At 67.1% G+C, this 13,569-nt stretch carries 13 protein-coding genes; 2 read left to right on the forward strand and 11 right to left on the reverse strand.

Going from position 1 to position 13,569, the window contains the following annotated elements; genetic code table 11:
• Positions 1-26: 26 nt before the first annotated feature.
• On the reverse strand, positions 27-1,163 hold the full coding sequence (locus tag YM304_RS03395) for a hypothetical protein (RefSeq protein ID WP_015440238.1): 1,137 nt from the start codon (positions 1,161-1,163) through the stop codon (positions 27-29).
• Between the two features lie 133 nt (positions 1,164-1,296).
• Positions 1,297-3,054: a PEP-utilizing enzyme gene (locus YM304_RS03400; protein WP_162142030.1), complete on the reverse strand. Its 1,758-nt coding sequence runs from the start codon at positions 3,052-3,054 to the stop codon at positions 1,297-1,299.
• A gap of 182 nt (positions 3,055-3,236) precedes the next feature.
• Between YM304_RS03400 and YM304_RS03405 the strand changes: the two genes are divergently transcribed.
• A complete protein-coding gene (locus YM304_RS03405) occupies positions 3,237-4,763 on the forward strand; it encodes a long-chain-fatty-acid--CoA ligase (RefSeq protein ID WP_015440240.1) in 1,527 nt (508 codons plus the stop codon).
• 310 nt (positions 4,764-5,073) lie between these two features.
• Here YM304_RS03405 and YM304_RS03410 read toward each other — a convergent pair whose 3' ends face one another.
• The 6 genes from YM304_RS03410 to YM304_RS03435 form a co-directional block, all read right to left on the reverse strand.
• On the reverse strand, positions 5,074-5,400 hold the full coding sequence (locus tag YM304_RS03410; protein ID WP_015440241.1) for a fluoride efflux transporter FluC: 327 nt from the start codon (positions 5,398-5,400) through the stop codon (positions 5,074-5,076).
• Positions 5,397-5,801, reverse strand: coding sequence for a fluoride efflux transporter CrcB (gene crcB / locus YM304_RS03415; RefSeq protein ID WP_154723289.1), 405 nt, complete (start codon positions 5,799-5,801; stop codon positions 5,397-5,399). The genes YM304_RS03410 and crcB overlap by 4 nt, the downstream gene beginning before the upstream one ends.
• A 62-nt stretch (positions 5,802-5,863) precedes the next feature.
• Positions 5,864-7,090 (reverse strand): organoarsenical effux MFS transporter ArsJ, encoded by a 1,227-nt coding sequence (arsJ, locus tag YM304_RS03420; protein WP_015440243.1) that lies wholly within the window; start codon positions 7,088-7,090, stop codon positions 5,864-5,866.
• Positions 7,091-7,102: 12 nt separating this feature from the next.
• Positions 7,103-8,113: an ArsJ-associated glyceraldehyde-3-phosphate dehydrogenase gene (locus tag YM304_RS03425; RefSeq protein WP_015440244.1), complete on the reverse strand. Its 1,011-nt coding sequence runs from the start codon at positions 8,111-8,113 to the stop codon at positions 7,103-7,105.
• Positions 8,110-8,799: an arsenate reductase/protein-tyrosine-phosphatase family protein gene (locus YM304_RS03430; RefSeq protein ID WP_015440245.1), complete on the reverse strand. Its 690-nt coding sequence runs from the start codon at positions 8,797-8,799 to the stop codon at positions 8,110-8,112. Before YM304_RS03430 ends, YM304_RS03425 begins: the two co-directional genes overlap by 4 nt.
• A 218-nt stretch (positions 8,800-9,017) precedes the next feature.
• Positions 9,018-9,482 carry an Lrp/AsnC family transcriptional regulator gene (locus tag YM304_RS03435; RefSeq protein ID WP_015440246.1) on the reverse strand — a complete coding sequence of 155 codons (465 nt, stop codon included), beginning with the start codon at positions 9,480-9,482 and terminating at the stop codon, positions 9,018-9,020.
• A gap of 115 nt (positions 9,483-9,597) precedes the next feature.
• Between YM304_RS03435 and YM304_RS03440 the strand changes: the two genes are divergently transcribed.
• On the forward strand, positions 9,598-9,849 hold the full coding sequence (locus YM304_RS03440) for a DUF6356 family protein (RefSeq protein ID WP_015440247.1): 252 nt from the start codon (positions 9,598-9,600) through the stop codon (positions 9,847-9,849).
• Positions 9,850-9,886: 37 nt separating this feature from the next.
• On the opposite strand, the gene YM304_RS03445 is transcribed toward YM304_RS03440, so the two are convergent.
• The 3 genes from YM304_RS03445 to YM304_RS03455 are packed head-to-tail and all read right to left on the reverse strand — an operon-like array spanning position 9,887 to position 13,323.
• Positions 9,887-10,594, reverse strand: a complete 708-nt coding sequence (locus YM304_RS03445) for a TrmH family RNA methyltransferase (RefSeq protein WP_015440248.1) — start codon at positions 10,592-10,594, stop codon at positions 9,887-9,889.
• Positions 10,566-11,522 carry an LLM class flavin-dependent oxidoreductase gene (locus tag YM304_RS03450; protein ID WP_015440249.1) on the reverse strand — a complete coding sequence of 319 codons (957 nt, stop codon included), beginning with the start codon at positions 11,520-11,522 and terminating at the stop codon, positions 10,566-10,568. The genes YM304_RS03445 and YM304_RS03450 overlap by 29 nt, the downstream gene beginning before the upstream one ends.
• 55 nt (positions 11,523-11,577) lie before the next feature.
• Complete coding sequence (locus YM304_RS03455; protein WP_015440250.1) at positions 11,578-13,323, reverse strand: N-acyl-D-amino-acid deacylase family protein; 1,746 nt, start codon at positions 13,321-13,323, stop codon at positions 11,578-11,580.
• Positions 13,324-13,569 lie beyond the last annotated feature (246 nt).

Genomic DNA, 13,569 nt, shown 5'->3' on the forward strand with positions numbered 1-13,569 from the left:
GCGACGAGCCGCGACCGGCTCGAGCGTCACTCGATCACCGAACCGGTGATCTGCGGGCTCCCGAGTCCGAGGAAGAAGATGCCCGGCAATCCGGCGGTTCCGAACCGGTCACCGGTGTTTCGGCGCAGCACCGAGTTCGTGATGCGCAGTTCGCCCGTCCGGTTGTTGGAGACGAAGAAGACCGCGCTGCCGCCCTCGTTCCCGGTGTTGTCCTCGACCACCGTGTTCACGAGGTCGAGCGTGAAGCGGTTGCCGTCGAGGTAGATCGCTCCGCCGTTCCCACCGCCGGGCGTGCCGGCGCGCGCCGGATTGGCGCCGTCGCCGGTCGCATGGTTGTGGCTGAACCGGCTGTTGTAGATCTCCCACGACACGCCGATCGACGAGATCCCGGCACCGTTCGAGCAGCGGTTGGCCTCGTCGGGCGATCCACCGAACGTGCTGTTGGCCACGATGACCGGCCGTTCCTCGTACTGGCTCAGCACGCGCAGCGACGCTCCGCCGACGTCGGGCCCGCTGGCGTCGCATCGGTTGGCGGTGAACGTGGTGTTGAGCACGCGCACCTGGCCGCCGCGCACGTACATCGCCCCGCCGCTTCCGCCGCCCCCGCCACCGTCGATGGTCTCCTGCCCGGTGCTGTTGCCGCGCGTGAAGCCGATGTTCTGCACGGTGAGATTCGGGTGGTCTTGGTTCTGGCAGTGCGGCGTGGTCCAGGTCTGCGCCTGGTCGCAGGTGTTCATGTAGAAGATGCGTCGGGTGTCCTGCCCGCTCAACGTCACGAGGCCACCGCCGTCGAGGACGACGATCGGCGAGGTGTTGACGACCTTCGCAGTGGCGTCCATCTCGATCACGACCGGATCGGGGCCACAGTCGAACGTGATCACACCGCCGGCGGCGACCGCTGCGACCACCGCTGCCGACGTGCAACTGGCCGGCGTGCCGGTGCCCACGACATGATCGGGATTCGACGTGTCGACCGGCTCGGCCCGTGCGGGTACCGGTCCGTTCGGCTGCGGTGTCTCGATGCGAACAGCGACTTCGGTGGCTGTCGCTCCGTTCGTGATCGTGCCGCTGAGCGCCGCGAGGCGCGTCGAACTCGACCACGAGAGCGCGGTCGCCAGTGCCAGCCCGGCGAGTGCGACGACGTGCCGTTGCGAGATCCCCACCGCGTCAGTATCGGTCGTGGGCGGCACCGAATTCAGTCAACGTTGCCTCATGATCGCCGATGGTCGCCGGTGGTGCTCGTTGTCAGGCGATCTCGTGCCGTCACGATCTCGCGCCGTCATGCCTCGACGGCCGTCAGTCGGGGAGCGAGACGATGGTGACCGTGCCGGCCGAGCCGTCGACCTCCACGATCGCACCGTCGGGAATCAACCGGGTCGCCTCGGCAACCGAAGCCACGCACGGGATGCCGAGTTCGCGCGACACGATCATCGCGTGGCTCCCCATCGCGCCGACGTTGACGACGACGCCCGCAGCCGGGACGAACAACGGCACCCACGACGGGTCGGTCTGCGGGGCGATCAGGATGTCGCCCGGCTCGAGTGCGAGTGGATCACTGGCGTCGAGGATGACGCGCGCTCGACCGCGTGCGGTGCCACCCGATCCGGCGTTGCCGGTGAGCACGTCGCCGGCGCTCGACTGCGTGACCGCCACGCTGTTGCGCTCGGTCATCTGGTCGAGGCCCGGCACATCGTGGTTGACGACGAACACCGGCTCGCGGTCGTACAGCGTCTGGAACTGGGTCCAGCGGCTCTCGATGAGATCCTTCATCGACTCCGGATCGTGACGGCACTGCGACAGCTCGTCGTCGGTGAGCATGAAGATCTTCTCGATCTTGTCGATCACGCCGCGCTCGACCAGGCGACGACCGAACTCGCGGAGCGCCATGCGCATCTCGTTGATGGCGATCACGACGTTGGTCTTGGCCCGCTCGCGCCCGCTGAGGAAGAGACGTGACGACTGCATCGCCGCTTCGAACGTCCCGGCCGCTTCTTCGTCGCCGGCGAGCTTCTCGCGCATCTCGGCAGCCACCCGGTCACGTTCGGCCACCGACGCGTCGTGACGCACCGACGGCGCCTTCGACTCGTCGGAGCGACGCATCAGGTCGATCGCGGCGAGCGCGATGCGCGGCCGCACCTCCCACGACGGCGACATGATGTCGTACTCGTTCTGAGCACGCGACCCGTAGGTGGCGATGAACTCGTCGAAGCGAGCGAGGAAGTCGTTCGCGTCGTCGGAGCCGCTGGCGCGCAGCGTGTCGAGCACGGCATCGGGTCCGCCCTCGAACGCGGCGCGAAGCTCTTCGGAGGCGTTGGCGACTCGGCCGAGTTCCCACATGGCATGCGACGGTGCTGCCGAGTCGACGTCGATGCCGGCGAGCAGACGGATCGAGGCGGTCGGGTCGCCGACGGCCTCGCACAGCGCGCCGAGCGCACCCGGGCCGAGCGAGCTCAGCGACGAGATCCGCATCGCGTTCTCGAACAGCCGTTGGATCGCCGGCACCATCTCACGGGCCCGAGCGAGCAGTGCCGAGTCGGTGGCCGACGCAAGGTCGGGCCGGTTGGTGCGCAGCGACTCGGCGTACTCCTTGTCGGCGTCGAGCTCGGGAATCGAATCGGTCGACATCGTCCACGCCATCGACTCGGCCAGCGCGGCCTCGTGCTTCGGCGACTGGTGCCACGGCTGTTCCTCGTATTCGGGGATGTCGTCTCGATCGTCGAAGAACGCGAGGTCGATGGCCTGCGGTGTCACGCCGGGCATGCGGGCGCCGAGCAGGCGAGTGAGCGACAGCGGGTTGTAGAGGTAGCCACCGAACATGGCGAACAGTTCGGGCGACTCCGGGTTCTCGAACTCGTCCCAGTCGAGCACGCCGATGTCGATGTAGGCGTCGCGAAGCGAGATGCACAGACCCTGTCTGACGACCAGGTCCTGGCCGAGCGGACTGAACGGGTCGGGGAACACGTCGGCTGCGTTGCCGCGCGTCCAGGCCGGAAAACGGTCGCCGATCGCGGAGTCGCCGAACCAGGTGTTGGAATCGCTCGCAGATGTAGTCACGACAGCAACGTAGTCAGACTTCATCGGTGCGATTTCAACCGAGCGCGCGGGGTGGCCGACCGTGATGTTCGAGCGACTCGAGGCTCGCCGCCGGCGCCGGCCGGGCAAGTCGGATCGCGAGGTCGAGCCGGTGATCTAGAGTCCTGCGTCGACACGACCGACACGGACGACAGGGGATCATCGTGAGCGAGAACATCGGCCAGCTACTGACGAGGCGAGCACATCGCGATCCGTCACTCGAAGCGATCTTCGAACCGGCCACGGGCCGCCGCTTCGACTACACCGAACTGAACCGGCGTTCCGACCAGGTCGCCAACGCGCTCGTCGAGTCCGGCGTGCAGCGCGGCGATCGTGTCGGGCTCCTGCTGATGAACGGTGTGGAGTTCGTCGAGACGTTCTTCGCGGTCGCCAAGATCGGGGCGGTCAACGTTCCGCTCAACTGGCGTCTCGTCGGTGACGAACTCGAGTTCATCCTCAAAGACGCGGGTGCGACCGTGCTCGTGTTCGACAGCGAGTTCGCCGAGGTCTGCGCCGACCTGAGGGGGCGTGGCGACAAGACCGACGTGGCGACCTGGATCCAGCACGGCGGCGACGCGGCCGACGGCGTGATCGACTACGACGCATGGATGTCGGCGGCGAGCGCCGACCCGGCCAGCGCCGAGACCGACGGCGACGACCTGTGCTTCATCATGTACACGTCGGGCACCACGGGGCTGCCGAAGGGCGTGATGCACACGCACGACACGGTGCTGTGGGCCAACCTGACCATGGCGACCACCAACGACTTCCGTCAGGGCGACGTGTTCCTCAACGCACTTCCGCTGTTCCACGTCGGTGCCCTCGCCCCCGTGCTGGGCGTGGTGTTCAACGGAGCGTCGCTGGTGCTGTTGCGCGCGTTCGATCCAGCACAGTCGTGGGACCTCATCAAGAGCGAGAAGGTCACGATCACGCTCATGGTGCCGGCCATGCTCCAGTTCATGCTGGCGGTGTTCGATTCCGAAGCGCACGATGCGACCACGTTGCGCTGGGTGATGAGCGGTGCCGCGCCGGTGCCCGTGAACCTGATCAATGCGTACACCGATCTCGGCATCGAGATCCACCAGGTGTACGGACTCACCGAGACCTGCGGCCCGGCGTGTGTGATCTCGGCGGCCGACGCGCCCACGCACATCGGCTCGACCGGTCGGTCGTTCTTCTTCACCGAGGTGCGCGTCGTCCGCGACGACGGCACCGACTGCGATCCGGGTGAGGCAGGGGAGGTGCTGGTGAAGGGCGGCCACATCATGACCGGGTACTGGAACCGCCCCGACGCCACCGCCGACACGCTGATCGACGGCTGGTTGCACACCGGTGACGTCGCCACGATGGACGCCGACGGCTTCGTCACCATCGTCGACCGCATCAAAGACATGCTCATCTCGGGTGGGGAGAACGTGTACCCGGCCGAGATCGAGAACGTGCTGCTCGGTCACGACAAGATCGCCGACGCCGCCATCATCGGCATGCCGTCCGACAAGTGGGGCGAGTCACCGCTCGCGGTGATCGTCCGCTCCGACGAGAGCCTCACCGCCGACGAGGTGATGGAGTACACCGCCGGCAAGTTGGCCCCGTTCAAGGCGGTGAAGGGTGTCGAGTTCGTCGACGTCATCCCCCGCAACCCCACCGGCAAGGTCCTCAAACGAGAACTCCGCGACACCTACGTCTCCTGACCCCATCCGACACCCCACCCACCCGCCCAACCCGGTTTTGCTCCTGGATTCCGTCATCCGTGACGGATCTGCGGGGTAGAACCCAGTCGACGCCCGACCTTCTCGGTTTTGCCCCTGGGATCGGTCATCCGTGACGGATCTGCGGGGGCAAAACCCAGTCGAGGTCTGGCCGTCTCGGTTTTGCTCCTGTGATCGGTCATCGGTGACGGATCTGCGGGGTAGAACCCAGTCGAGGCCCGGCCGTCTCGGTTTTGCCCCTGGATTCCGTCATCGGTGACGGATCTGCGGGGGAAACACTGCGGTGTGGCGGTCAGGGGGCGAGGGTGAGGCCGAGCCAGGCCGCCAGGACGCCGCCGACGATGGTGACGGCGAGGTAGATGGCGGCGACGGATCGCCGGTCGCGGCGATCGACGAGTTCGCCCATGAGGGTCGAGAACGTCGACAGCGAACCCAGCAACGCCGTGCTCGCGATGACCGCCACGGTCGGCGACGACTCGATCAGCAAGCCCGCGACGAACGCTGCGCCGACGTTGACCGCCAAGGTGCCCCGCGGCAGGTCGTCGGTGTTGAGTTCGCTCGCTCGCCAGCGCACGACGCCGCCGAGCATCGCCGCCAGGATGAAGCCGATCACGATCATGCCGCAACTCGCTCGATGTCGCGGGCGCCGCCGACGCGACGGCCGCCGAGGAACGCGACGATGCCGACGATGATCGACACCGCGAGGTAGCCGAACCCGATCGCGACCCGCCCGTCACGAAGGAAGACGGCCACCTCGACGGCGAACGTCGCGAACGTGGTGAGTGCGCCGCAGAACCCGGTGCCGATCAGCAGCCGCAGCGGATCTCGGGTCGGATCGTCGGTGCGGTGATGCGTGTGAGCGAGGACGATGCCGAGCACGAACGAGCCGACGATGTTGACGACGAACACGGCCCATGGCCACCCGTCGGGCTCAGGCACTGCTTCGACGACGGCCCACCGCGCACCGGCCCCTGCGGTGGCGCCAGCGGCGACCGCCATCGTGGAGCGTGCATCGATCACCCGGTCAGCCTGCCAGGCCCGGCCGCTGACTCCGGTGTTTCTCGATGGGATCGCCGGGGCCGTCAGGCGTTGATTGCGACCGGAGCGGGGCGCTCGATCGCCGGAAGCCGAAGCGTGAGCAACCACGTGATCGCGACGAACGCAGCGGCACCCCAGAGGGCCACAGCGAGTCCGCCCCACAGGTAGAGCAAGCCGGACAGCAGCGTTCCGACGAGTCGTCCGGCAGCGTTGGCCGAGTAGTAGAAACCGACGTCGACCGAGACGTCGTCGTCGTCCGAGTACGCCAGGATCAGGTAGGAGTGCAACGACGAGTTGAGCGCGAACGCCACGCCGAACACGAACAGTCCGCCGACCACCACGGCGGTCACCCCGATGTCGAACGCCACCAGTGTCGCCAGTGCCGCCGACACGACGCCGAGCGCCAACGCCCACACGCGAGCGGCGGCGACTTCGTCGAGGTGGGCACCGCTGCCGCGTCGAAGCCACCGAGGTGCCGACGACTGCACGATGCCGTAGCCCACGGTCCAGGCGGCGAGGAATCCGCCGACGCCGTAGAACGACCAGCCGAGTTCCTCGTCGAGGAACACCGGGAGTGCGACCACGAACCAGATGTCACGCGAGGCGAAGAGGAAGAACCGCGCCACGGCGAGCCGGTTGATCGCCGTCGACTTCGACAGGATCGAACGCAACGGCGGCTTCTTCTTCGACTTGCCGATGTCTTCGTTGAGGAGCAGTGCGACGGCTGCCAGCGACACGGCGACGAAGGCGGCCATCGACCACAGTGCGGTGTCGTAGCCGAGCCATGCGAGCAGCGCGGCACCGACGAAGAAGCCGATGCCCTTCAGCGCGTTCTTCGAACCCGTGAGGACCGCCACCATCTTGAACAGCGCGCCGTCGCCGTCGCCGGCGATGAACTTCACGGCGCTCTTCGAACTCATCTTCGTGAGGTCCTTCGCCACCCCGGACAGCGCTTGGGCACCCATCACGTACGTGACCGACAGCCATTCGGCCCACTCCGCCTGCTGGAACGTGAGCGCACCGAGCGCCACGATCTGCAGCGACAGCCCGGCGACCAGCGTCCGGCTCAACCCGGTTCGGGCCCCGACCCACCCGCCGATCAGGTTGGTGACGATGCCCATGAACTCGTAGGCGAGGAACAGGAACGCGATGGCGACGGGCGAGTAGCCGAGGTCGTTGAAGTGCAGGAGGACGAGGACCCGCAGCGCGCCGTCGGTGAGCGTGTACGCCCAGTATCCGGCGGTGACCAGGATGTAGTTGCGGAGTTGCATGAGGCGGCCGACTCAGAGCGCGTCGGCGACCTTGGCCGCGAGGTCGGCCATGCGGAAGGCGTAGCCGTACTCGTTGTCGTACCAGACGAGCACTTTGACCATCCGGTCGTCGATCACCATCGTCGAGGGGCCGTCGACGATGCCCGAGCGCGTGTCGTTGGTGTAGTCGGCCGACACCAGCGGTCGGCTCTCGTAGCCGAGGATGCCGGCGAGTTCACCGTTGGCAGCCGCTTCGAAGAGGGCGTTGACCTCGTCGACCGTGACGTCGCGTTGCATCGTGAAGACGGCATCGGTGAGCGATGCGTTGAGCAGCGGGACGCGCACCGCAGCGCCGTTCAGCTTGCCGGTGAGTTCGGGGTAGATCATCGTGATCGCGGTCGCCGAACCGGTCGTGGTCGGGATGAGCGAGTTGAGCGCCGAGCGCGCCCGGCGAAGGTCCTTGTGCGGTGCGTCGACGATCACCTGTGTGTTGGTGACGTCGTGGATCGTCGTGATCGCACCGCGCTCGATGCCGATCTGCTCGTGCAGCACCTTCACCACCGGAGCGAGGCAGTTCGTCGTGCACGAGGCGGCGGTCACGACGTGGTGAATGGCCGGGTCGTACAGGTCGTCGTTGCAACCCATCACGATGTTGAGCACGCCGTCGCTCTTCACCGGTGCGGCCACGATCACCTTGCGAACGCCACGGTCGAAGTAGGGCTCGAGCTTCTCGGTGGTCTTGAAGGCACCGGTGCATTCGAGGACGATGTCGACGTCTGAGGCGTTCCACGGGACGTCGCCGGGTGCGTCGTGCGAGGAGTACGCGACCTCGTGTCCGTCGATCGTGATGGTGTCGTCGGTCGAGGAGATGTCGCCGCCGAAGCGTCCGTGCACGGTGTCGAAGTCGAGGAGGTGCGCGGCGACCGAGGCATCACCGGAGAGTTCGTTGACGTGGACGAGTTCGAGGTCGTCGTACTGGCGCAGGCCGCGCACGACGAGTCGTCCGATGCGCCCGAAACCGTTGATGCCGATGCGTGTGGTCATGTCGTTGAGGTTCCTTGTGAGATGAGGTGGGTGATGCGGGTGTCGATGTCGTCGGCCGCGCGATTGAAGGCGGTCGCCGAGTCGTGCTCGACGGGGTCGTCGATCGACCAGTGCAGCCAGTCATCGCTCGGGTTGAGCTCTTCGTGTGCGCGGTCGCAGACGGTGATGACGAGTCGTTCGGCGAGTGGCTGTTCGAGCTCGGCCGGGTCGGCTCGGGTGGGCACCGCCGAGGTGAGGTCGAGGCCGCGTCGTTTGGCGGCCTGGATCGCGCGCGGGTGGACGCGTGCGGCCGGCTCGGTTCCGGCCGAGCTGGCCGGCGCGTGCGGGACCCGGTCGTTCCACATGGCGGCAGCGAGTTGGGACCGAGCGGAGTTGTGGGTGCACACGAACAGCACCGAGCGTCCGTCGAGGTCGATGCGCGAGGGGCCTCCGACCGGAAGCGGTCCGGCGAGACGGACGTAGCGGCGTCGCCGGTCGCCCCGCGAGATGAAGCGTTCGATCAGGCCGGCCTCTTCGAGCACGTCGAGGTGGTGAGCGAGCAGGTTGGCCGGAACGTCGAAGTGCGCCGCGAGTTCGCCGGGGGAGCGGTCGCTGACCGAGAGCTCGTCGACGATGGCCAACCGGGTCGGGTCGCCGAGCGCGGCGTGGACCTCGGCTCGGCGGATCAGGTCGTCGTTGGTCTTCATCAACCTTCACTCAATCACTCAATGGATGTTGAATCAACTGTGACTGAGTGAATTCGCCATGAACGATCGTCGCTGCGCCGCCTCGACATCTCCGCTTTGCCCCTCAGATCCGTCACCCGTGACGTTCTCGAGGGGTAAAACCTGGTGCGGGTCGTGGCCGTTCGGTTTTGCTCCTGGGATGCGTCAGATGTGACGGATCTGAGGGGCAAAACCGGGGGTCAGGGGGTGAGGTAGTCGAGGGGGAGTTCGGTGGTGCGCTTGAGTTCTTCCATGGCGAAGATCGAGCGGACGTCGTAGAGATCGATCGCTGCGATGAGGCGTTTGTAGAAGTGGTCGTAGGCCTCGATGCTCGGCACGAGCACCTTGAGGGTGTAGTCGATGTCTCCGCTGGTGCGGTACGCCTCGACGATCTCCGGGAACAGTGCGATCGCGTCTCGGAACCGTTCGAGCCACTCGGGGCTGTGGTCGTTGGTGCGGATGTTGACGAGCGCGGTGACGCCGAGGTTGACCGACGACGGGTTGATCAGCGCGACGCGGCGCTCGATCGTGCCGTCGTCCTCGAGGGCCTTGACGCGTCGCCAACAGGGCGTCGACGTGAGCCCGACCTGCTCGCCGAGTTCGCGGGCCGTCAGCGAGCCATCGATCTGCAGTAAACGCACAATTTCCCGATCAACTTCGTCCACAATCGAAGAATAGTGCGCATCGGGCGAGAAAGGAGCGACAGCATTGCTCGAATCGACTCAATCCACGCGAACAACGCAAAGCACGCCCAGGCTGTTTCTCGTACCGTGGTCACCCATGGAGATGCGCAAAGCCTTCACCGAACACCCCGCATCGGTCGGCGAGACCTACGGCGAGCACATGCGTGTGTCGCTCGGGTTCGCTCGCAACCTCGCCGTTGCCGCAGGTGCTGCGCTCGTGCACGCCGTGGTGCCGTCGATGTGTACGAAGTCGGCGTCGACGCGCATCCGCGCGATGCACGACACGATCTCGACCGGCGCCCGTGGTGCCGCGCACGCCGCCGAGCAGGTGCACTCGACCGCCGCCTGAACCGTCGGCGCTGTTCCGACTCGCCGGGTCGCCCGGCTCACGTCGCCGACGGTGCGTGCTGGAGTGCCCATGCGAACATCGCGATCCCGCTGGCGACGCCGGCATTGACGCTGCGCGTGCTTCCGTACTGGGTGATCGCGTAGGTCGCCGCGGCCACGTCGAACACATCGCTCGACAGCCCGGGTCCCTCCTGGCCGAACACCAGGACGCAGTGTTCGGGAAGCACACTCGACTCGAGTGGCAGCGATCCGTCGACGTTGTCGATCGCGATGATCGCCAGTTCGGCCTCGGTGCACCACGCGGCGAACGATTCGACGTTCGGGTGATGGTGGAGGTGGAGGTACCGGTGGGTGGACATCGCGCCGCGTCGATCCCATCGGTGTGGTCCGATCACGTGGACGCCCGCCGCGTTGAACGCGTTGGCGTTGCGGATCACCGTGCCGATGTTGAAGTCGTGTTCCCAGTTCTCGATCGCGATGTGGAGCGCGTTGCGCGACGTGTCGAGGTCGGCGACGATCGCGTCGACCGACCAGTACCGATATCGGTCGAGGACGTTGCGTCGGTCGCCGTGCTCGAGCAGTTCGGGGTCGAGTCGCTCGTCGTCGGGCCATGGCGTCGGGTGCGGCCCGACACCGACCTCCGCAGCGACACTTGGCTCGGATGAGCGGCTGGCTCCGGCCGAGCCGTTGGCCCTGGTCGTGGCGCCGGCTCCGGTCTCAGAGCGCTCGGGCGGCTGGGACGACATCGTCGAGATAGGCATCGAGTGCATCACCGTCGACCGGCAACCGAAGGGCGATGTTGACCATGTCGGCACCGGCCTCGCGGTACGCCGCGATCTGTTCGATCGCCTGATCGGCGGTGCCCGTGAGCGCCCCTTCGGTGACGCGTTCGGCCTGCTCGGGACCCCACTGGTCGAGGATCTTCTGGCGCTCGGCGGCAGCGGCCGCTTCGTCGGCCCCGATGTGGAACGCCAGGTTGACCGAGCGTTGGAGCGTCGCCGGGTCGCGATCGACGGCTTCACACGCGGCGTCGAGGCGGTCGTTGAGTCGGCGGAACTCGGCCGGTCCGACGTAGGGCACGTTCCAACCCGTACAGAAGCGTGCGGCGGTTTCGGGGGTGCGCTTCGGGCCGCGCCCACCGGTCCAGAGCGGGATCGACCCGTCGTACGGGCCGGGCACACACGTGACGTCGTCGACGCGGAAATGCTCGCCGGTCACGGTGGTGCGTTCGTCCGCCGACAGCATGCCGCTGATGATCTCGAGCCCTTCGGTCAGCATGTCGAAACGCGTGCCGAGGTCGTCGAAGGTGAAGCCGTGGGCGACGAACTCGGGCTCGTGCCAACCGGCACCGAAACCCGGCTCGAAGCGGCCTTCGGAGATGTGATCGATCGCGACGATCGACTTCGCCAGCACCGCCGGGTTGCGGTACGGCACACAGAACACCAGGCAGCCGAGCCGTGCCTTCGACGTGACCGACGCGAGCGCACCGAGTGTCGCCACGGCCTCGAAGTGCGGCGTGGTCCCGCCAGCGGGTGGCGCCTCGTACAGGTGATCCCAGATCGAGATCCAGTCGACGGTGTCGTCGAGCCGCTTCCACAGTGCGATGAGGTCGGCCATCGCCGCGTTCTGCTGGCCGACGTGGACGCCGAGCTGAAGTCGTTGTGGAGTGCTCACGAGCTCATCATGTCAGGGAGGCGGTGGCGATCGCCTCCCGAGCAGCCGAGCCGTCTCAGGCCGGCGCCGGCTGCGCGCCGCGCTGGAGACGGCCCGGACGCTCACCGGTGAGCGTGCCGTTCTCGGCGGTGACGACACCGCGCTTGATCGTGGCGACGTATCCGTCGGCGGGCTGCATCAGTCGAGTGCCGCCGGCGGGCAGATCGTCGATGAGGCGTGGCGGGCGCAAGGCCAGGCGGTCGTGATCGATGAGGTTGATGTCGGCGAGGTAGCCCGGAGCGATCACGCCACGGTCGTGCCAGCCGACGTGTGCCGCGGTGCGCTGGGTCTGCTGGTGCACGATGAACTCGAGATCGATCCGTTCGCCACGATCGCGGTCACGGGTCCAGTGCGTGATCGCCGTGGTCGGGAACGTGCCGTCGGAGATGATGTTGCAGTGAGCGCCGGCGTCGGACAGGCCGAACATCGAGTGCTCCGACAGGATCATCTCGCGGACGTCGTCGAGGTTGCCGTTGGCGTAGTTCATCAACGGCATGTACAGCAGTTGCGCGCCGTCATCGGCGAGCATCAGGTCGTACATCTTCTCGACCGGGTCGACCCCTTCCGCGGCGGCCAGACCGGCGACGCTGTCCTCGGGAGTGGGCTCGTAGTCGAGCGGATCGGTGAGCGGGTACATGCGGTCGAAGCCGCCGTGGATCAGCGCCGGGAAGTCTCGGACGCGCACCTCGGCGTGTTCGGCGATGATGTCGGCGCGGGTCGCCGGGTCGGCGAGATGGGCGACCCGTTCCTCCACGGGCAGGTCGTGCAGGCGGGCGTAGGTGGGGCAGCGACGCAGCGGGTTGGCGGTGGCCGACAGCCCGAGCAGCACCCCGATCGGCCGGACGGCGACCTGGGCTCGCACGTCGGCACCGCGAGTGCTCCACTCGTCGATCCGAGCGACGAGTTCGCGCCAGCGGTTCGGTGTCTCGTCGTTCTGCTGCACCGTGAAGCTCATCGGTCGACCGACCTCGTCGACGATGCGTCCGAGCAGGTCGAGTTCGCGAGCCACGAGCTCGTCGTCGCCCGACTGGTATGCGTCGGAGATCAGCTGGATGACGCCGGCGCCCGCCCGATTGAGGCCTTGCGCGACGCCGACCACTTCATCGGCCGTGGCCTTGAGCGTGCCGATCGACTCTCCCGTCGACGTCCGATGCGCCCAGGTCCGCGACGTGGTGAAGCCGAGCGCGCCGTTGCGCACGGCCGATTCGGTGAGCCGGCACATCGTCTCGATCTCGTCGGGTGTGGCGACCGACTGGTGATCGGCGCCGCGCTCACCCATCACGTAGGTGCGCAGTGCGGCATGAGGCATCTGGGCGCCCACGTCGACCGTCCACTCCAGACCGTCGAGCACGTCGAGGTACTCGTCGAAGCTCTCCCAACCCCACGACAGTCCTTCGGCGAGTGCGGTGCCGGGGATGTCTTCGACGCCTTCGAGCAGTTCGATGAGCCACTCGTGCTTGTCGGGGCGGGCGGGCGCGAATCCGACGCCGCAGTTGCCCATCACGATCGAGGTGACGCCGTTGATCGATGACGGCGCGAGGTCGGGATCCCACGTGACCTGGCCGTCGTAGTGCGTGTGGATGTCGACCCAACCGGGCGTGACGACGAGCCCGGTGGCGTCGATCTCGCGTGTCGCCGGCTCGTGCGCCGCGACGTCGCCGACCGCGACGATGCGATCGCCGACGACCGCGATGTCGGCGCGTCGCCGCGGCGCGCCGGTGCCGTCGACGAGGGTGCCGTTGCGGATGATGAGGTCAGCCATGTGGGCAACGCTACGTCAGACCCGCCGCCCGATCCGGGCCGGAGCCGATCATCCCGCCCGCCGCCCCGAGAGGATGATTTCTGCCCAGGCCAAATGTCGTCGCGTGAGGGTGATTCTTGCCCAGGCCAGATGTGGTCGCGTGGGGGTGATTTTTGGCCAGGCCAGATGTGGTCGCGTGGGGGTGATTTTTGGCCAGGCCAGATGTCGTCGCGTGAGGGTGACTTTTGCCCAGGCCAAATGTGGTCG

The organism is Ilumatobacter coccineus YM16-304, assembly GCF_000348785.1.
Lineage (GTDB): Bacteria > Actinomycetota > Acidimicrobiia > Acidimicrobiales > Ilumatobacteraceae > Ilumatobacter_A > Ilumatobacter_A coccineus.